The 19,523-nt window shown below is 68.2% G+C and carries 15 protein-coding genes; 7 read left to right on the forward strand and 8 right to left on the reverse strand.

The features are described 5' to 3' along the window. Window positions 1-53: 53 nt before the first annotated feature. From AB0M24_RS17055 to AB0M24_RS17080, 6 genes are read left to right on the forward strand one after another with little or no spacing between them, the layout of a single operon-like run. Window positions 54-233, forward strand: a complete 180-nt coding sequence (locus tag AB0M24_RS17055) for a thiazolylpeptide-type bacteriocin (protein ID WP_363767702.1) — start codon at window positions 54-56, stop codon at window positions 231-233. Next, the gene (locus AB0M24_RS17060; RefSeq protein WP_363767705.1) at window positions 230-2,632 is read left to right on the forward strand and encodes a lantibiotic dehydratase; all 2,403 of its coding nucleotides are present in this window, start codon (window positions 230-232) and stop codon (window positions 2,630-2,632) included. The genes AB0M24_RS17055 and AB0M24_RS17060 overlap by 4 nt, the downstream gene beginning before the upstream one ends. After that, window positions 2,629-3,708: a hypothetical protein gene (locus AB0M24_RS17065; protein ID WP_363767708.1), complete on the forward strand. Its 1,080-nt coding sequence runs from the start codon at window positions 2,629-2,631 to the stop codon at window positions 3,706-3,708. The genes AB0M24_RS17060 and AB0M24_RS17065 overlap by 4 nt, the downstream gene beginning before the upstream one ends. Before the next feature lie 5 nt (window positions 3,709-3,713). Then, window positions 3,714-5,096 carry a hypothetical protein gene (locus AB0M24_RS17070; protein ID WP_363767711.1) on the forward strand — a complete coding sequence of 461 codons (1,383 nt, stop codon included), beginning with the start codon at window positions 3,714-3,716 and terminating at the stop codon, window positions 5,094-5,096. Continuing rightward, on the forward strand, window positions 5,093-6,574 hold the full coding sequence (locus AB0M24_RS17075) for a YcaO-like family protein (protein WP_363767714.1): 1,482 nt from the start codon (window positions 5,093-5,095) through the stop codon (window positions 6,572-6,574). The genes AB0M24_RS17070 and AB0M24_RS17075 overlap by 4 nt, the downstream gene beginning before the upstream one ends. Window positions 6,575-6,582: 8 nt before the next feature. After that, complete coding sequence (locus tag AB0M24_RS17080; RefSeq protein ID WP_363767717.1) at window positions 6,583-8,325, forward strand: thiopeptide-type bacteriocin biosynthesis protein; 1,743 nt, start codon at window positions 6,583-6,585, stop codon at window positions 8,323-8,325. Between the two features lie 40 nt (window positions 8,326-8,365). Here AB0M24_RS17080 and AB0M24_RS17085 read toward each other — a convergent pair whose 3' ends face one another. The 7 genes from AB0M24_RS17085 to AB0M24_RS17115 form a co-directional block, all read right to left on the reverse strand. Next, window positions 8,366-9,352: an acyl-CoA dehydrogenase family protein gene (locus AB0M24_RS17085; RefSeq protein WP_363767720.1), complete on the reverse strand. Its 987-nt coding sequence runs from the start codon at window positions 9,350-9,352 to the stop codon at window positions 8,366-8,368. Continuing rightward, complete coding sequence (locus AB0M24_RS17090; RefSeq protein ID WP_363767723.1) at window positions 9,349-10,890, reverse strand: aldehyde dehydrogenase family protein; 1,542 nt, start codon at window positions 10,888-10,890, stop codon at window positions 9,349-9,351. The genes AB0M24_RS17085 and AB0M24_RS17090 overlap by 4 nt, the downstream gene beginning before the upstream one ends. A gap of 26 nt (window positions 10,891-10,916) precedes the next feature. Continuing rightward, entirely contained in the window at window positions 10,917-11,774 is an 858-nt protein-coding gene (locus AB0M24_RS17095; RefSeq protein WP_363767726.1) for a 2Fe-2S iron-sulfur cluster-binding protein, read from the reverse strand. Further along, complete coding sequence (locus AB0M24_RS17100) at window positions 11,771-13,540, reverse strand: NAD(P)H-dependent oxidoreductase subunit E (protein WP_363767729.1); 1,770 nt, start codon at window positions 13,538-13,540, stop codon at window positions 11,771-11,773. The genes AB0M24_RS17095 and AB0M24_RS17100 overlap by 4 nt, the downstream gene beginning before the upstream one ends. After that, window positions 13,541-15,481, reverse strand: a complete 1,941-nt coding sequence (locus AB0M24_RS17105; protein WP_363767732.1) for a molybdopterin-dependent oxidoreductase — start codon at window positions 15,479-15,481, stop codon at window positions 13,541-13,543. A 97-nt stretch (window positions 15,482-15,578) separates the two neighbouring features. Continuing rightward, entirely contained in the window at window positions 15,579-16,871 is a 1,293-nt protein-coding gene (locus AB0M24_RS17110; protein ID WP_363767735.1) for a ferredoxin reductase family protein, read from the reverse strand. 137 nt (window positions 16,872-17,008) lie between these two features. Then, window positions 17,009-18,070 carry an aldo/keto reductase gene (locus AB0M24_RS17115; protein WP_363767738.1) on the reverse strand — a complete coding sequence of 354 codons (1,062 nt, stop codon included), beginning with the start codon at window positions 18,068-18,070 and terminating at the stop codon, window positions 17,009-17,011. A 97-nt stretch (window positions 18,071-18,167) separates the two neighbouring features. Between AB0M24_RS17115 and AB0M24_RS17120 the strand changes: the two genes are divergently transcribed. Next, a complete protein-coding gene (locus AB0M24_RS17120) occupies window positions 18,168-19,058 on the forward strand; it encodes an AraC family transcriptional regulator (protein ID WP_363767741.1) in 891 nt (296 codons plus the stop codon). Here AB0M24_RS17120 and AB0M24_RS17125 read toward each other — a convergent pair whose 3' ends face one another. Beyond that, entirely contained in the window at window positions 19,059-19,367 is a 309-nt protein-coding gene (locus AB0M24_RS17125) for a hypothetical protein (RefSeq protein WP_363767744.1), read from the reverse strand. Window positions 19,368-19,523 lie beyond the last annotated feature (156 nt).

Below are 19,523 nucleotides of genomic sequence, written 5' to 3' on the forward strand. Positions count from 1 at the left end.
GTCGAACGGCCCCCCGGCCAGTACCACCACAATTGAATGAGAAAGGCCACGGCATGAAGGATCTTTCGTTCGACCTCGACGACCTCGAGCTCGGTGACCTCGCGGTCACCACGATGCGCGACTCGGTCGCGCTCCCCGAGTCCGGCGCGTCCGGCGGACCGTCCTCCTGCTCTTGCAGCAGTGGTTCCTGCAGCAGCTGCCACCAGCCGCAGCTTCCTGTCTCGAACTCATGACCGATCGCGTGCAGGGAGAAGCAGCGCCGTACGCACTCGTGCGTCTGGCGGCCCTGCCGCACCCGGACGGCGCCGCAGCCGCGGCGCCGTTCCGGCGGGCAGTGGAGGCGTTGGCGGACACCGAAAGCCGGTTGCAGTCGTTGACCGGTCCGTTGTGCGACGCGTTGCACGACAGCGCGGGCGCCCACACCTCCGAGTTCCACCGCCGTGTCGTGCTGCCGTTGCGCCGTGACGTCCACAACCGGCGCATGCCCAAGCCTTCGTTGCGTTCCGCCGCGTCTGTCTTGCAGATTTCTTTGTTGGACACGTGGTTCTCGTTGATGGACTCGCTCGAGGAGTTGGTCTCGGAGGTCGCGCGGTTGCAGCCCGAGGCCTTGGCCGCCGAACGCGCTGTGCTCGCCTCGGTATGTGCTTCGGAGCCGTTGCGCCGTGCGGCAGTCCTCAGTGGACGCGATCTGTGGCAGGGGCTTTCGCGTGCCGGTTCCGACGACCGCCGGGCCCGCAAAGCCGAACCGACTGTGCTGCGCTACGCCTTGCGCGCCACGTCGAAGACCAGTCCGCTGTCCTGGTACACGTCGACGGGCTGGGGCACCTGGTCGGCCGACGCTCCCGCGCCCGACTGGGGCACGCCCGTCGCCGTGACGCGGGTCAACCAGATGCTGCTGACCCGCCTGGTCGCCGCGCTGGTCTCCGACCGCTCCCGGCTCTTCGATCACCCGCACCGGCTCGCGCCCGACGTGCACGAGGACGACGGCCGGATGAAGTTCCTCCGCGACGTCCCCGCTTCCGGGCCGTTGCGGGCGTATCTGTGCTCCGAGGAGAACGTGGAGCTGGCGGCCAGTCCGCCGTTGAAGTTCCTCATCGGCCTGACCGCGGCCAATCCCAAGGGAATCAGCCCGTCCGAGCTCGCCAGCGTGCTCGCGACCCGGCTGCCCGACGGGGAGTCCGACCGCGCGCAGGGCTATGTCGCGCTGCTGCTCGACATCAAACTGCTGATCCCGGTTCTGCCCGTCGATCCGCAGGACCCCGCCGCCTGTCCGGCGCTCGCCTCCTGGCTGCGCGACACAGGACGGTCCGAGCTCGCCGATGTGGTGATGTCGATCTACTCCGCGACCGTCGCGTTCGGATCGCTCTCGTCCTCGGAACGTCCCGCCGCGTTGGCCGCGTTGACCGCGTCGTGGGAAGAGTTGGGCTCCTCGGTCGGTGCCGATCTTGGCGGGCTCGTGCCGCTGAGCGAGGATGTCGTGCTGCCGCAACCGGTTCGTCTCGGTCGCTCCTACGGGTACGACGGTGTGCGGTCTTTGGCCGCACTGACTCCGTTGCTCATGTTGTTCGACCGGCACCTCGCTATCCGCCGGCACATCCGCGACCAGTTCGTCGTGTCCTTCGGCCGCGGCGGCTCCGCCCGGCTCGCCGAGTGCTCGCAGTTGCTGCTGGACGCGCTGGCCTCCGCGCCGACCGGTGGCCTAGGTGCCAGCCGCGCGCAGGTTGCCGATCTGGTGGTGGACGGCGTGATCACCGACGAGGCCGTCTCCGCCGCCGCCGACCTGCTGCCGTCGTGGATGAAGACCCGTCCTGTCTCGTACGGCTTCTTCGCCCAGCCTTCTCCTTCCGGTCTTGTCGTGAACCACGTCTACGACGGGTTCGGCCGCTTTCCGGGCCGGTTCCTCGATCTGCTGCCGCCCGAGGCCTACGCGTCCGTCCGGGCCACTTTGGACGGTGTGTTCCCGCGCGGCTTCGCCGAGTACCGCCCGGTGCAGGGCTTCAACCCGAACCTGCACCCGTTGCTGGGCTCGGTGGAGATCGGCGAGGATCCGCGCTGGGCCGACCACACCCCGGACGCCTTCGAGCTCTTCCACGACCAGGAACGCGACGAGCTCCGGCTGCGTCGTGGCGGCACTTCGGTCGACGTCCTGTACCTCGGCTACCTGATGCCGATCTCCCTGCCCGGCCGCGCCGCCGCCCTGCACGCCGACCTCGCGTGCGGCGCGGCCGACCTCTCCCAGTTGAGGCCGTTCTCCCACTCCGGTGACGTGCTGTTCGCCGACCGCCTGCGCTACCGCGACGTCCTGCTCGCCCGTCGCACGTGGGAGTTCGCAGCTTCTTCGCTCGACGTCTCGGGCGTGGCCTCGGTGACGAGGTTCCGTGCTTCGTGTGGTCTGCCGGGTGAGGTGTTCGTGGGCATGGGCGGTGTCGTGTCGTCGCGGGAGGACTACGTGGCCCGCATGAACGGCCCGAAACCGCAGTACGTGGACCTCACCAACGCCCTGCACCTGCGCAACCTCCCGCGCCTGCTGACCCGCTACCGCGACCACCGCGTCCAGCTCACCGAGGCCCTCCCGGTCCCGTCCGGCCAGGTCCTGGAAATCTTCGCGGAGACCTACCGGAGGGCCGAGTGACCGACGTCGTCTGCTACTACCACGACCCGATCAAAGCCCCACTGGTTCGCGACGGCGCCCTCCCTTCGCTGGCGGCCGCGTTGTCGGCCTTCCCCGACGTGATCGGGCACGTGGAGCGCCACTGGCTGCACGGCCCGCACATCCGCGTCCGCCTCTCGGGCCCGTCCGCCGACACCGCTGCGCTTCTGGTGGCTTCATTGCTTCGTTCCTACGTGGCCGCTCATCCGTCCACTGTGGAGCTATCGGAAGCCGAGCAACTGGCCCACGCCTCCTCGGCCGCAGCCGCCGAACTGCTGCTGCCACCGTTCACACCGTTGTACCCCAACAACTCCGTGCGCATCGAGCCGACGTGCGTCGACCGTCTGCGCGACCTCGTGCCCGACGCGTACATCGACCTGCGCTTCACGGGCCTGCGACTGGGTTTGCCGGCGTTGCGGGAGTCCTTCAGCATCCCGCGCGCCGAACTGGCGTTGACCGCGATGGCCGTGCACGCCAGCCGCTACCCCGCCGGCCTCCAATACGGCTACCACTCCTTCCTCTCCCACGTAGAAGAGTTCCTGCTCGCCTGCGACCCGACCGGCACAGTCCGCTCCACTTTGGACTCCGTGTGGTCGGCCAACGCATCCTCAGCCCGCTCCTTGGTCTCACGCGTGGCCTGGGGTCACCCGACGACGTCCGTTGAAGCCACCTGGCAAACCTGGACCATCTCCATGCGCCTGGCCGCCGAGTCCTCCTACGACACCGGCCTGCTCGAACAGGGCCGCAACCCCCGCCACGGCACCCGAGCCCACGAAATCGGCGACCCCACCGTCATCAGCCGCCACGACCCGGCCTCCCGCACAGCTTTCAGCGAGTACCACCAGGCGCTGTGGTCGGTCGACCTCTCCCAACCGGAGATCGAACGCAACATGACCGTCTACCGCTGCGGCACCAACGTCCTCTACCAGCTCCTGGCCATCCTCGACATCACCCCGATGGAGCGCTACTGCGCGGGCTACCTCCTGGCCCGCGCCGCCCAGGACATCCTCGGCACCACCTGGTCAGCCCAGTTCGCCTCGCTGACGAAGGCCGGGTGACGCCCGTGCTCATCCGCCTCCGCCCCATCGTCCAAGCCACTCCGACCGCCAACGGCCTGCACCTGCGAGGCTGGTCCTCGTCGTGCACGATCACAGGCGGCGCGGGCCTCTGGAAGGTGTGGCAACGCCTGGCCCCGCAACTGACCTCCGGCATCACCGACTTGGAAGTGCCTGAAGGAACTCCGCCGGCGGTCCGGGCTGCGGTCTCGCTGATCCTGGACCAGTTGCGGGAACACGACATGCTCGTGTCGATGTCCGCGGAGTGGGACGCCGACGGCCCTACGCCGGACGTCGCTGCCTGGCTGGAGTCGGCGGCGGCCGATCCGATCGACGCGTGGCGCCGGCTGCGCGCTGCGGTGGTGACGATCTCGGGAACCGGACCGCTGGCCGAAGCGGCGGCACGGGCTGTCGCGGCAGTGGGGCTGGCGGTTGTACGCGAATCTGGAACTCAGGCCGACGACGCCGAGCTCTTGGTTGCAGCTGGAGACCTCGTGGTCCTGGCGGGTTGCGGGGCGGATGTCGGCTATGTCCTGCCGATCGAGGAAACTTTCAATTCGTTCAACACTGAAGCCACTATGCGAACCGTCGCAAGGCTGGGTCTCACCGGAGAACCGACCCCGATCTTGGCCACGCTCATCGGATCCGCCGCCGTCCATCGCCTCGTCTGCGCGGTAGCAGGATTCCCCGACCCGGCCTCAGAGTTCGCCAAGACGCACCCCTACCCGATGGCCCTGATCGCACGAACCAATCCCCTCCGCGCCACCTACCACCCACTCATCACCGCCTCCCACCTCACCCCCTCCGCCCTCACAGACCCGTGGCAAGCCCTCGACGCCCTCACCGACCCCGAACTAGGCCTGGTCGACCCGCCCGAGTTCGGCACCCTCCCCCAGGTCCCGGCCAAGCTCGCCCGATCCGGCGACTCGCTCGGCATCGGCACCACCGCCGACGCCGCCCGCCTCGACGCCGCTCTCAACGCCCTCAAGTCCGACGGCATCGACCTCCTCCACGCCACCGGCACCATGCTGCGGAGGGCGGCCCTTCTCCACACCGGTGAGCCGGTCGACGACGAGGAATGGGCCGACGATCCCGCCGCGCGCCGGTGGTGGAAGGCGTTGACCGAGAGGTTCAAGGTCCCGGCGGTCGTCTACGTCGAGCGGCTGGCCCGAGGTGCCTACAAGGCCGAGATCCGAGACAGCCACCACCTCCTCGCCTGGGCGGTCGAGGCCACGCCCGCGCAAACCGTGGCGCTGGCCGCCCTCGCTGCCACGGGTTACGCCCAGGCCGGCAGAGACGGCACCGCCCACCTCAACAACGCCGGTCCGCACCAGAGGGACCAAGAAGAGGCGCTCCAGCGGACGCTGGCCGACCTGGACAGTGCCGCATGATCACCTACACAAGAGCCGATCCTCCGCGGGTCCGGGCGGACGGCGCGCTCGTGCTGATCGGCGGCTGCCCGAAGTGCGCGGAACAAGCACGACTCCCGGCAATCCCAGAGCTGAAGCTCAAGGGCCTGGGAGCGCCGGCATTCCAACCTCTCGTCGAGGCACTCCGAAACCACGAAGACACCGTGATCGCGATCCGCACCGACCTGGGAGTGGTGTCCACCCACGAACCGAGGCCGTGCAGCCAGACCTACACAGCGCCGACGGAAACCAGCGTTCCGGTCAAGCAGAACGAACTCAGGACCGAGAACGAACTGACCACTGTGGACAACCTCAAGGCGGCAACCGTCGACTTCCGGCACGGCCCGGTCACGAGCCTCTACCGCAGCGGCGACCTCCCACTCGCCACGGTCACGGCGGAACTCAAGGACCACGCGGCAGGCCACGGCAGAACAGCGACCTTCGAGCAAGCGGAACGAGTCGCGTTGTTCGAAGCCATCGAGCGCTACAACGGCATGCGCCCGCGCAAGCACCAGCCCACGACAGAAGCATCGTTCGCGGAGCTCGGAGACGAGGCGCTCGACCCGGCAAGCCTCGCCCTCAACGACGAAGACCAGCGCTACACGAAGGACCTCAGGATCCGCTGGGTCGAAGGCTGGTCGTACAGCCGGAACAAGCCGATCTGGGTACCCGAGCAGGTCGCCTACTGGGGCGCGGAAACGCCACCGGAGCAGCGGTTCGTCTACGAGACGTCCAACGGCTGCGGCCTCGGCAACAGCCTCACCGAAGCGGTGCTGCACGGCCTGTTCGAGGTCGCCGAACGCGACGCCTTCCTGATGGCCTGGTACGCCAAGACCCCGCTCACCAGAATCGAGCTGCCACAAGACCAGCTGCTCGCCCACCACGCCGACAGGCTCGAAGAGCTCGGCTACGAGCTGATCTTCCTGGACGCCACCAACGACCTCGGAATCCCGACCGTCCTCACCCTCGCGAGAACCGACGAAGACCTGCCCAGAGCGTTCTTCGCCGCCGGCGCCAGCCCGGACCCGCTAAGGGCAATGCATTCGGCAGCAGCAGAAGTGGTCGTGGACGTCGAGGCGTACAGAGCGCCCGAGAAAGACCTCCGGACACTCCTCAACGACCCGTACCAGGTCACGTCGATGGACGACCACGTCGCGGTCAACACCCTGCCCGAGGCCAGAACCAGATACGACTTCCTCGTCAGCGACCAACCACCAAAACGATTGCGGGACAACAGAAACCACACCGATCTCAGGCAGCTGCTCGACAGCTACGCCCAACGGCTCGAAGTGATCGCGGTGGACCAGTCGGATCCGCACACGGCAGACAAGCTCGGGCTGTACTCGGCCAAGGTCATCGTCCCGGGCACGCTGCCGATGACGTTCGGCCACCGACTCCGCCGCACGCGAGTCCCGAGGCTCCGCGAAGTGCGCAACCCGCACCCCCACCCGTTCCCCTAGGAGCAGCTGTGACCTGGACCGGCCTGCACTGCAGGGTCTCCTGGAAACGAGCGGACGTCGACACCTTCATCGCCGACGCGCTCGCCGACGTCATGGCGCCCCACGAGTGGTACTTCCTGCGCTACTGGGAAACCGGCCCACACCTGCGCATCCGCATCAAGAACGCCCACAACACCACCGAGCTCCAAGCCCAACTCCACCACCTCATCGCGCAACAGGACTTCGCCGCCGAGCCGGACGAAGAAGGCTGGCTCCCCCACGGCGACGTCCGCGAGGTCGAGTACGTCCCGGAGACCGCACGCTACGGCGGCCCGAAAGCACTCCCGATCGCAGAGGAAGTGTTCTGCCGCAGCACAGAAGTCGCCATCGCCGTCCTCAAAGCGGCCCGCACGGACAGCGCCAGGCTCACCGCGGCGATCGACCTCGCGATCGCCACGACCAAGGCACTCGACCTGAACCTGCCCCGGGCCGCGAGCTGGCTCCGCACCCTCGGCGCGGGTTGGCGCAACGTCCAGGAGCGCGCCCCGGCCCCGACGATCGGCTCCCACCACGCCGCCCACCAGCTCCTCGCCCAGCGCGGCGCGGACCTGGCCGCCCGATGGCACCGCGAACCACAAGGCGCGCTGGCTCACTGGACCACGTCGATCAGAGAAGCCCTCAACCGCACCGGCGAGTACCTGCCCTACGTCTGGGCCTCCCAGCTGCACATGCTCCTCAACCGCCTCGGCATCAGCCCGAACGAGGAACGCATGATCTGCTGGACCACCGCAGCGGCAGCACTCTCCCCCACAGGTCTCCAGGACTTCCACGAGGACGGCGCAGAAGCCCCAGATCGACGGTACCTGGAAGCCGCCAAGTTCCTCCCGGGCTTCACAGACCAGCTCCCCCGCAAGACAAAGCCCCAGCGACAAGTGTGGGCGCCAACCACCACACTGCCGTCCACAGTGGACCTGAACACCTTCACAGGCCGCAAGACGAGCCGTGATCTCGACGGCGACCTCACCAGCACCCAGCTCGGCAACCTGCTGTGGAACGCCATGTCACCGAGAGACGGCAGATGGCCCTACCCGAGCGCCGGCGCCCAGTACTGCGCCCGCCTCAGGCTCATCGCGCTGAACGTCGAAAACCTGCCCCCAGGCCGCTACGAGGTCAACGAAACCGACCAAACGCTCAGCCGCACAGGTGAAGCACCGAAGATCGAAGACCTGGAAGCCACCTCGATGTGGTTCGGCCCAGGTACCACCGAACTGAAACACACCCCGGCCATCCTCGCGCTGTACGTGAAGATCGGCGAGCTGAGGCAAACCTACGGCCTGCGAGCACTCAGGTTCGCGTTCACCGAAGCCGGACATCTCGCCCAGAACCTCACCGTCACAGCGGCGAACCTGGGCATCAAAACCGGGCTGGTAGGCGGTTTCTACGACGACATCGCCCACGACGTCATCGGACTCGACGGCGTGGACGACGCACTCGTCTACTTCCTGCCCCTGGCCTCAGAGAATCCGGCCGCCGACGAACATCAACGCGCTGACCAGCACCGCCAGCAGTCCCAGCAGCAGCCCGATCGCGGCCATCGGCTTGCCGCGCCGGTTCCCGGTCAGGCCGAGCACCGCCACGACGACCACGATCAGCCCGCCGCCCAGGCCGACGTAGACCCGGAACCCGCTCATGTTCATCGGGAGGAACGGCGCCACGACCGCCACCAGCCCGAGAACCAGCGCGACCAGCCCGAGCACGGGACTCTTGGATGACGTCGGCAGCGACATGTTCGCGACCCTAACGAACCGAAAACTAGATCTCCACCGAATCCAAAAGAACATCCACAGTCGGTTCGATCGCGGCAGCCGCCCGTGCGTCCCGGAACCGGCGCTCGATGCCCAGATCCCGGCGGAACGCCGCGTCCCCGCACACCTTCATCGCCATGTCCGTGACAGCGACCGCAGCCTCGGTAGCGGTCACCGCGAGCAGCCGAACCCGGTCGACAGACCTCTCCGGATGCCAGGTCACCGCCGACAAGGTGTCGTTGTAGAGCACCCGCACCGAGTCCGTCCGCAACCGCATCCGAGCCAGATCGGCCCGTGTCCGCGGATCCCCGCCGCCCAAATGCCCCAGAGCAGCGGCCAGCGCACCCTCCATGAGCCCCAACGACACGGCGGCCCCGAGCACCAGGAACCACGGAAACGCCAGCTCTTCCGCCCACAGCAGGTTCGACGCCGGCACTCGCACGGGATCCGCTTCCACACACGTGGCGACAGTCCCCCGCAAGCCCATCCCGGCGTGGTCGGCGGGCACGAGCAACCCCGGCGCCTCGGCGGGCACCAGCAGCAACGCAGAGCCGCAGGACCAGACGTAGCTGTCGGCCTCCCCGGCCGCGATCACCCAGCTCTTGCGCGCCCGCACCTGCACGACATCGCCGTGCGTCGACACCGAACCGGAGGCACCGAACGCCGCCAACGTCGACAAGTGACGGCCCGCCGCGATCTCAGCACGCAACCAGAGCGGCCCGGAGCGGTTCAGCACCGCACAAGCCGAATAGTGCGAGCGCAACACGGAAGCCGTTGCGCCACAAACCCGAGCGATCTCCTCGACGACGCGTCCGGCCGAACGAAGATCCTGCCCTCCACCGCCGACGGTGCGGGAGATAGTCATGCCAAGCAGGCCGCGCGCCCCAAGAGCGTTCAGGGCAGCGCGCGGGAACCTGGCCTGTTGATCGACATCGGCGGCGGACGGTGCCACCACGTTCTGCACGATGCGGAGCAGGTCCGCCCGGTAGGTCACGTGGGCGGGTAGAGCGAGTAGGACGGGAAGTTGCCGTAGGGCCGTTCGTCCGGCGGGCCCTCTGTCACGGCGTGCACGAGCAACGAGCCACCAACGAACGCACCGCGCCACGAGGCGCCACGGCCACCGAACACCTCGTCCCGGTCACCCCGCGAGCGCGGCTTGTTGATGCCGACCTTGAACGCCTGCACGTCCTCGGCGAGCCTGCGGGCCGTCGCCTCGTCGTCGCACGCCAACGACGCCACCAGCGCGCCGTTCGAGGCGTTCATCGCGGCCAGCAGTTCGGCCTCGGTGTCGACCAGGACGATCGTGTCGACCGGCCCGAACGGCTCCGCGTGGTGCAGCACCGAAGACCGCGGCGGATCCAGGATCGCGACCGGCGCCAGGTACGCCGCCGTCTGCTGACCGGGCAGGAAACGGCCGGAGTCCAACGATCCCCGGTACAAGGGCACACCGCCGGCCCGGATCGCCTCCTCCACGACGTCGCCGAGCTCCTTGGCCTTCGCGTCGTTGATCAACGGCCCGAAGTCCAGCACGGGCAGCTCGTCGCCGGGCGAAGTGACGGCGAGCGGATGCCCGAAGGTGACCTCCTGGACCGCGGGCAGGTACACCGAGAGGAACTTGTCGAACAACGACCGCTGCACCACGTAGCGCGGATAGGCGGTGCAACGCTGCTTGCCGTAGTCGAACGCCTTGCGGATCTGCGCGCCGAGCATGTCCCAGGAGTCGGTTTCCCAGACACCCCAGCAGTTCAGGCCCTCCTGCTCCAGCACGTGCCTGCGCTGCGAGTCGACCAGCCGCGTCGCGATGGCGCTGCCGACGTCACGACCGCCCACAAAGGACACACAGCCCAGGAACGACGACCCGACCAGCACTGGTGCCAGCTCGGCACCGCTGCCGCTGACCAACGTCAACGGCAGCCCGGACCGCACCGCCAGAGCGGTGGCCAGCGTCAGGCAGCTCACGCCGCCGTCGGTCGGCGCCTTGGCGATGACCGCGTTGCCCGCCAACGCCTGCACGAGCATCGCGTGCATCAGCACGCTCATCGGGTAGTTCCAGGAGGCGATGTTGCTGACCGGGCCGGACAACGGCGTGCGCCCGGCCAGCATCGAGTCGATCTCCTCGACGTACCAGCGCACGCCCTCGATGCACCGGTCGACGTCGGCCGTAGCGAGCCGCCACGGCTTGCCGATCTCCCACACCAGCAGCAACGACAACAGGTCGCGGTGCTCAGTCAACGCGTCCAAAGCGGACGACACACGGGCTTTGCGTTCCGGGAGAGGCACGTTGCGCCACTCGATGTGCTGGTCGACGGCCGCGACCACCGCCCGTCCCGCGACGTCGAAGTCGAGGAAGGGCGGGCCCGCGATGGTGGAGCCGTCGACCGGGGTGGTGGCGGGCATCGGTTCGCCGGAACGACTCCACCCGCCGCCGAAGTGGTTGAGCAGCCGATCGTCGTGGAACGCTTCGGGTGCGATCCGAACGCACTGCGAATAGACCTCGTCCCACGAGGTGCCGGGCTTGAGGATCAACGACATCTTCAGCGCCCTCCAAGATGCTGTGATCAGCGGTTTTGCACGTGCTGCCAGCCGAATCGGCCCTTGATGCACAGGTTTCCGTGCGTGACAGTGCTTTCGTGCGGTGAGGTGACCTTGACGATCTCGTTGTCCTGCACGTGCAGGGTGAGGTTGCACCCGACACCGCAGAACGTGCAGATGGTCGTCGTCTGGGTCTGCGCGGACTCGTCCCAGGTGCCGTCCTCGCGCTTGTCGTGCTCGCGCTTGAAGCTCAACGCACCCGTCGGGCAGACCTCGATGCAGTTGCCGCAGTACACGCACGCGCTGTCGGGCAACGGGGTCGAGAACTCCGTGGAGATCCGCGAGTCGAACCCGCGGCCCGCGACGGAGATGGCGAAGCTGTTCTGCCACTGGTCGCCGCACGCGTCGACGCACTTGTAGCACATGATGCACTTGCCGTAGTCGCGGACGTACAGCGGATTGTCCACAATGGTCGGCTGAAGCTTCGTCTCGGCGTCGGGGCCGAAACGAGCGGGGTCGGCGCCGCACGCGGACATCCACTCGTCCACGTGCGGCGTGGTGGAGAGGTCCGTGGCGGACCCGAGAAGTTCCAGCACCAGCTTGCGGCTGTGTTGCGTGCGTTCGGAGTCGGTTTTCACGACCATGCCGGGCTCGACCTTGCGCGAGCACGACGGCACCAGCGTGCGCGATCCCTCGACCTCGACCATGCAGACGCGGCAGGCGTTGGCGGGCTTCAACGTGTCGCCGTAGCACAGCGTCGGGATCGACTTCCCCGACGCCGTACACGCATCCAGGATCGTCGCGCCCTCCGGCACCCGCACGCTTTCGCCGTCCAAGGTGAACTCGACCAGCCGCTTCGGAAGCCCGATCTCGACGATAGTCATGATGTCGCCTCCTCCGCGTAACCCAGCCGGTCAAGAGCTGATTCGATGGCGTTCCAAGCCGTCTGGCCCAAGCCGCAGATCGACGAGTCGCGCATGACCTGCCCGACGTCCCGCAGCAACTGGAGATCCGCCGCGCTCGTGCTCAACGGACGCTTGCCGACCAACCGGTGCAGCGCTTCCTCCTGCCGCACAGTGCCGATCCGGCAGGGTACGCACTGCCCGCACGACTCGTCGCGGAAGAACGAGGCGATGCGCACAAGGAAGCTGCCCAGGTCGGCCGTGTCGTCGAGCACCAGCACGACACCGGAGCCGAGCGTGGTGCCGGCGGCGCGCGCGTCCTCCAGGGTGAGCGGCAGGTCGAGCTCGTCCGGGCGAACGAACCCGCCTGCCGCCCCGCCGAGCAGTACCGCTCGCAGCTCCCGGCCTGGCGGCACGCCACCCGCCAGATCGAGGAGTTCCCCGAGCGTGGTGCCGAACGGCACCTCGTACACGCCCGGACGACTCACGTTGCCCGACAGGCAGAAGAGCTTCGGTCCCGTCGACCCGGCGGTGCCGAGGCGCGTGTACGCCTCGCACCCCTCCGTGAGGATCACCGGCACGTTGACCAGCGTCTCCACGTTGTTGACCACGGTCGGCTTGCCGAACAGCCCCGACTCCACCGGGAACGGCGGCTTCGAGCGCGGTTCCCCGCGGAAGCCCTCGATCGAGTTGAAGATCGCGGTTTCCTCACCGCAGATGTACGCCCCGGCGCCGCGGCGGATCTCGATGTCGAACGAGAAACCCTCGTGGCCCATGATGTTGTCGCCGAGGAAGTTCCGCTCGCGCGCCTTCGCGATCGCGTTGCGCAGCAGGTGCAACGCGCGCGGGTACTCACCACGCAGGTAGAGGTAGCCGCGCGAACACCCGGCGGCGAACCCGGCGATCGTCATGGACTCGATCACCGCGAACGGGTCGCCCTCCATGAGCAGCCGGTCCTTGAACGTGCCGGGTTCACTCTCGTCCGCGTTGCACACCAGGTAATGCGGCCGCACCGGCTGACGTGCCGTGGCATCCCACTTGCGCCCGGTCGGGAACGCCGCGCCACCACGTCCCATCAGCTTGGCGTCGCTGACCTCGCGGATCACCCCGGACGGCCCGAGCAGCAGTGCCGTCCGGAGAGCGTGATAGCCGCCCGTCGCCCGGTAGTCGTCGAGCGACTCGGGGTCGACGACGCCGACTCGTTTGAGCAGCCGCAGGCCGGGGGCACCGGCCTGCGGCACCTCCGCGCGCTCACCGTCCACGTGGGAGGGACCAGCGGCCGCCACCGCGATCACCTCACCGGCGTGGGTGGGCGCCAGGAGCTGCTCCTTCGCCACCTCCCCCGCCTCGAACGCGAGCGCCGCCGGAGCCTTCTCGCACACCCCGAGACACGGGCTGCGCAGCCAGCCGCTCTTCACCCCCGCCGGACCGAGCTCGTCGGTCAGCCTGTCGCACAACGCTTTCGCGCCGTTGACCTGGCACGCGAGGTCGACGCAGACGTGGGTGATCTTCGCAGGGCGTTCGGAGAGCGAGAACAACGAGTAGAAGCTCGCCACCCCGTACGCCTCGGCCGGCGGGATGTGCAGGACGCGGCAGATGTGGTTCAGCGCGCCCTGGCTGATCCAGCCGACCCGGTCGTTCACCGCGTGCAGGGCGGGCAGCAGCTGGTCCCGCCCCATGCCGGTGAACAGGTCGACGACGACGCGTTCGGCTTCGGTGGGCTCGACGTCGAGCAGTTTGAGGTCCACTCACGCCACCGTCCCGGAAACTACAGGGACCGGAAGCTTGTCGATGCGGATCGCCGCGGCCTTGTACTCGGCCGTGCCCGCGATCGGACAGGTCGCCTCGATGGTGATGATGTTGACGTCGATCTCGTCCGGGAAGTGGAACGTCATGAACACCAGGCCGGGCGTGAGTCCGTCGTCGATCCGCACCGGCGCCTGGATCTGCCCGCGCCTGGACGTGATCTGGACTTCCTCGCCGTCTCGAACGCCGAGCTCCTCCGCGTCCTGCGGGGAGAGGTCGAGCGTCTCGCCCTTGCGCAGCGGCGACTCGAACCCGGCCGACTGCACGCCGGTGTTGTAGGAGTCGAGCCGTCGGCCGGTGGTGAGCCGGAACGGGAACTCGTCGGTCAGCTCGTCGACCGGCGGGCTGTGCAGGACCGGCGAGAACGTGGCGGGCATGCCGCGCTTGGCCGGGTCCTCCTCCCACAGCCGGCCGTGCAGGAAGCTGGGTTCGAGGGAGTCCTCGCTCGGGCACGGCCACTGGATCCCGCCGAGCTTCTCCAGCCGCTCGTAGGACATGCCGGTGTGCAACGGCGACAGGCTGCGCAGCTCGTCCCACACGTCCTCACCGGTCATGTGCCGCCACGGCGCGCCGAGCCGCTCGGCGATCTGGCTCATGATCTCGATGTCGTCGCGCGCGCCCTCCGGTGGGTTCAACGCCTTCCTGACGCGCTGGACCCTGCGCTCGCTGTTCGTGAACGTGCCGTCGGTCTCGCACCACGCGGCCGCCGCGGGCAGCACGACGTGGGCCATCTGTGCGGTCTTGGTGAGGAAGATGTCCTGCACGACGATGTGGTCCAAGTTGGACAGTCGCTTGATCGTGTGCTCGCAGTCCGCCTCGGACTGCACGGGGTTCTCGCCGATGATGTAGACGGTGGTCATGTCACCGCGTTCCATCGCCTCGAGCATCTGGGTGAGGTTCCAGCCCTTCTTCGGCTGGATGTTCGAGCCCCACGCCTCGTTGAACTTGGCCGCCACCGCGGGGTCCGTGATGTCCTGGAACCCCGGCATGCGGTCGGGGATGGCGCCCATGTCGCCGCCGCCCTGGACGTTGTTCTGCCCCCTGAGCGGGTTCAGCCCCGCCCCGTACCGCCCGACCTGCCCGGTGAGCAGCGACAGGTTGATCAGGCTGAGCACGTTGTCGGTGCCGTTGTGGTGCTCGGTGATGCCGAGCGTCCAGCTGAGCTGCCCCCGGTCGGCCTTGGCGTAGGCGTGCGCGAGCTCGCGGATGAGCTCGGCGGGCACCCCGGTCTCCAGCTCAGCGACCGGCAGCGTCCACGGCTCGACGGCCTTGACGAACTCCGCGAACCCCTCGGTCGCCCGCTCGATGAAGCTCATGTTCGTGAGGTTCGACGCGATGATCTCGCGCGCGATGGCGTGGGCCAGCGGGATGTCCGTGCCGACCTTGAGCCGCAGCCACTTGTGCGCCCACCTGCCCGTGCTCGTCAGCCGCGGGTCGACGACGTACAGCTTCGCGCCCTTGTTCACAGCCTTCAGCACGTGCTGGAAGAAGATCGGGTGCGCCTCACGCGCGTTGGACCCCCACAGCACGATGAGGTCGGCGTCCTCGATCTCCTGGTACGAGCTCGTGCCGCCACCGCTGCCGAAGACCTTGGCCAGCCCCGCAACACTGGGCGCGTGACACGTGCGGTTGCACGAGTCGACGTTGTTCGTACCGATCACGGCCCTCGTGAACTTCTGCGCCATGTAGTTCATCTCGTTGGTGGCCCTGGCACAGGAGAACATCCCGAACGCGTCCGGCCCGTTCTTGGCGACGTTGCGCCGGAACCCCTCAGCCGCGCGGTCGAGCGCTTCGTCCCAGGTGGCAGGGCGCAGGATGCCTGCGTCGCGCACCAGCGGCTGGGTGAGCCGCACGTAGGGCTCGGTCTTCTTCCGCCTGCTCATCACGACACCTCCTGCCGTCCATACTGTATGCAATCTTCGGTATGCGCTAGCCCCTGTTGCGGTTTCTTGACGAGAGGGAGTGCGGTTACCCGCGTCTTCAGGCCAAGCCGAACCGCTCGGCGTGCACCTGACGGCGCGGCACGTTCAGGCTTCGCAATCCGCTCAGCACAGCCGCGGTCATCGCGGGCGGGCCGCACACGTACACGTCGCGGTCGACGATGTCCGGCACCAGTTGCCGCAGCACGTGCGGTTCGAACGGCCGGGCTCCCTGGCTGCTCCGGCCGGTGAGCAGGTGCAGGCGACCGCGGCGAGCCACGACGAGCTGCCGCAACTCGCCCAGCAGCACGGCCTCGCGCTCGTCGCGCACGCGGTAGAGCACGACGAAGTCGCCGGGAACGTGCTCCTGCAGCAATGCGCGGACAGGGGTGACACCGACGCCGCCCGCGATCAGCAGCACGCCCGGCCGCGTGCGGTGCAGTGAGGTGAACGCGCCGTACGGCCCCTCGGCGAACACACGCGTCCCGGGCCGGAGGTTGCGCAGACCGGCACTGGTGGTGCCGACGGCTTTGGCGGTCAGCCGCAACGTGCGGCCGTCCGGCTCGGCGGACAGCGAGAACGGGTTCGCGAGCCACCAGTGGTTGTGTCCGGGGAACCGCCAGATGAAGAACTGACCGGCCTTGGCGGGCAGGCGGTGGAGATCGCGGCCGGTGACGTACACCGACACCACATTGGGCGCCTCTGGCACGACCGCCGCGACCCGGAACTGATGGCGCGCGTTCAGCCGCAACGGCACCACTATCCGCCCGACGACCAGCGAACTGAACGAGAACAACCACAACGCCCACCAGTAGGCCATCGCGAACACCGAGGACGCGAACGTCGTGGTTTCCAGCAGCTGGTGCGTAAAAGCCAGCCCGAGCGCCAAGTACAGCAGCAGGTGCAAGCCGTGCCACGTCTCGTAGCGCAGGCGCCGCCGGACGTACCGGGTGGAGACGACCCCGATCACGACGATGGTCGTGGCAGCGAGCATGCCGAGCAACGAGGCGGGCACGCCGGCCAGGGCGAGGAACGTCTTCCCCATCGTTGTGTCGTCCAGAGTCGCGTACCCGAGCACGACCACCGTGGCGTGCACGAGGACGGTCCACAGCAGGGAGAAGCCGACCCACCGGTGCCACACCGTGAGGCGGTCCATGCCGATGCGACGCTCCAACCACGGCAGCCGGGCCACCAGGAGCAGCTGGAACAACAGGAGCAGCGCGGCGTGCAGCCCGAAGAACTTCGCGACGGTGAGAACCTCGTTCTTGCCGGTGCCCGCGGTCAGGAACAGGTACTCGACGATCGCCACGTTGACCGCGACGAACACCCACAGCGCCCACCGCGCTCGAACCACTGGAACCACCACGTTGCGCCGAACGTACGAGTTCGCTGTCACCTGGGACCACCTCTCGGCCGCTCTTGCGTGGCGAGCCGGGACAGTATGAATCGGCCAGAGGTTCCGCGCTGCGGTCCAATCAGGTCACAGGTTGCTCAGTACCTCGTGCCCGAGGCGAACATCGGCAGCATCGTCGACGGACGTCCGTCCACGGTGGCGCCCGCGAACTGCAGGTGCGGGGCGAGTTCGCGGTTGTTCTCGGCCGGGAAGTTCAGGTGCGGCGCGGACACCTCGTCGAGCTTCGCCCGTTGCGCGTCGGTGAGGGTGACGTCGAGCGCGCCGAGGTTCATCTCGAACTGGTCGTAGCGGCGCGCGCCGATGACGATCGAGCTGACGCCGGGCCGTCCGCGCAGCCACGACAACGCGACCTGGGACGCGGGCACTCCCAGTTCGTTCGCGACCTCGTTGACGGCGTCGATCACCACGAACTCCTGCGGACTCGGTACGCGGCCGCGCTCTGACGCGGGTGCGGCGCCGGAGGTGTACTTGCCGGACAGGAAGCCGCCGCGCAACGGCGACCACGGCATGACGCCCATGCCCATGGCCTGTGCCATCGGGATGAGCTCGCCTTCCGGGGTGCGTTCGAGCAGGGAGTGTTCGAGCTGCAGCGCGATGATCGGCGACCAGCTGTGCCACTGGGCGAGCGTGGCGGCGTGCGCGGTGGCCCAGGCCGGGACGTCGGAGAAGCCGATGTAGCGGACCTTGCCCGCGCGCACGAGATCGTCGAGCGCCCTGAGCGTCTCCTCGACCGGGGTGGCGGGGTCGAAGTTGTGCAGCCAGTAGAGGTCGACGTAGTCGGTCCGCAGGCGCCGCAACGAGTCCTCCAGCTGGTGGATCATCGCCTTGCGACCGGGGCCGCCGCCGTTCGGGTCGCCGGCGTGGAGGTTGCCGAAGAACTTCGTGGCGAGCACCAGCCGGTCGCGCAGCTTCGACCCGGCCAGGAAGTCGCCGATGATCTTCTCGGAGTGGCCGTTGGTGTAGAGGTTGGCGGTGTCGATCGAGTTGCCGCCGCTGTCCACATAGGACGCGAGAATCTTCGCGGACTCTTCCGGGGTGCTGCCCCAGCCGTGGTCCTCGCCGAAGGTCATCGTGCCGAGGGTGAACGGGCTGACGCGCAGGCCTGAGCGGCCGAGGGTGAGGTAGGAATCAAGCGACATGCCTCAATTCAAGGCCCCCGCTGCGTTATCTCCTAGACCGATGGGCTCGAACGATTGCACGATCCGCTCAACTTCGCCCAGATGTGATACTGGGCGCATGACGTACCTGGAGGAGCTCCGCCGCGGGATCATCCGGCACGCCGGACCCTACGGCCGTCCACTGTGGAACGAAGGCGTGCTGGTGTTCGCGGGCGACCGGGTGACCGAACCGATGGGCACGGTCACCGAGCCGGTGCTGACGCTCGTGGCCCAGGGCGCCAAGCGCACGATGCTCGGCGACCACGTCTTCGACCACGGCCCCGGCAAGATCTCGGTCGTCACGGTCGACCTGCCGCTGACCGGGCACATCACCGAAGCCAGCCCGTCGAAACCGTTCCTCGCGCTCGGCCTCAAGCTGGAACCCGCGACCATCGCGCAGCTGCTGGTGGAGGCCGGTCCCGCGCCGATCAAACCGCACGACGGCCCAGGCATGGCGGTCTCCACGGCCGACGACAAGCTGCTCGACGCCCTCGTCCGGCTGCTGCGCCTGCTCGACGAACCACGCGACCTGCGCGTGCTCGGCCCGTCTGTGCGCCGCGAGATCCACTGGCGGCTGCTCAACAGCCCGCAGGCGGCCCTGATGCGGCAGGCGGGCACGGCCGACAGCCGCCTGGCCTTGGTCGCGGCGGCCATCGCGTGGATCAAGACCCGCTTCGACCAGGTGATCCGCATCGACGACCTGGCCGCCGACATCGGCACCAGCGTGTCGACGCTCAACCGCCACTTCCGCACCGTCACGGCCATGAGCCCGTTGCAGTACCAGAAGCAGATCCGGCTGCAACGAGCCCGCGCAGCCCTCGTCTCAGCGCCTCACGACGTGGCGGCGGTCGGCTACTCGGTCGGCTACGACAACCCGTCACAGTTCAGCCGCGAGTACCGGCGCATGTTCGGCGCACCGCCGGGACAGGACGCGCTCCGGCTGCAGACCGCGTCCATCGTCCAGGAGTGATCAGGCCTTGACGAACGGTGCCGCGAAGATCGGCACCGCGGACGTGAGCTGTGCCGCCGCGGCCGCCTGGCTCTGCCCGGACGCCACCACGAGCGCGATCATCTTGCCCCGCGTCAGATACGCCTGGCAGGACCACGGAACCATGTCGGGGCCCTGGTTCGCCTTGCAGTAGGTGTAGAAGTCCTCGACACCCTCCGGCTTGGCGATCGGGAGGTTCGCGACAGCCTGGTCAGCACCGAAGGACAACACGCAGTTGTCCGCGCCCCTGCGCAGCGGCAACATCAGCACCGACGCCGGAAGTTCGGACATCGCGTGCCGTACCGCTGTCGACGCGCAGCGTGGAGTTGCCGCGGCATTGCTGGGCGACGATCTCGCGCTCGATGCCCGGATCGCTGTTGTTCGCCGGCGTGCTTTCCGCTGGCGTCAGCGGAACCACAGAGGGCTTCGTGGTGGTCGTCCGGGCCT

Origin of the sequence: Lentzea sp. NPDC051838, from assembly GCF_040681245.1 — a bacterium.
GTDB lineage: Bacteria > Actinomycetota > Actinomycetes > Mycobacteriales > Pseudonocardiaceae > Lentzea.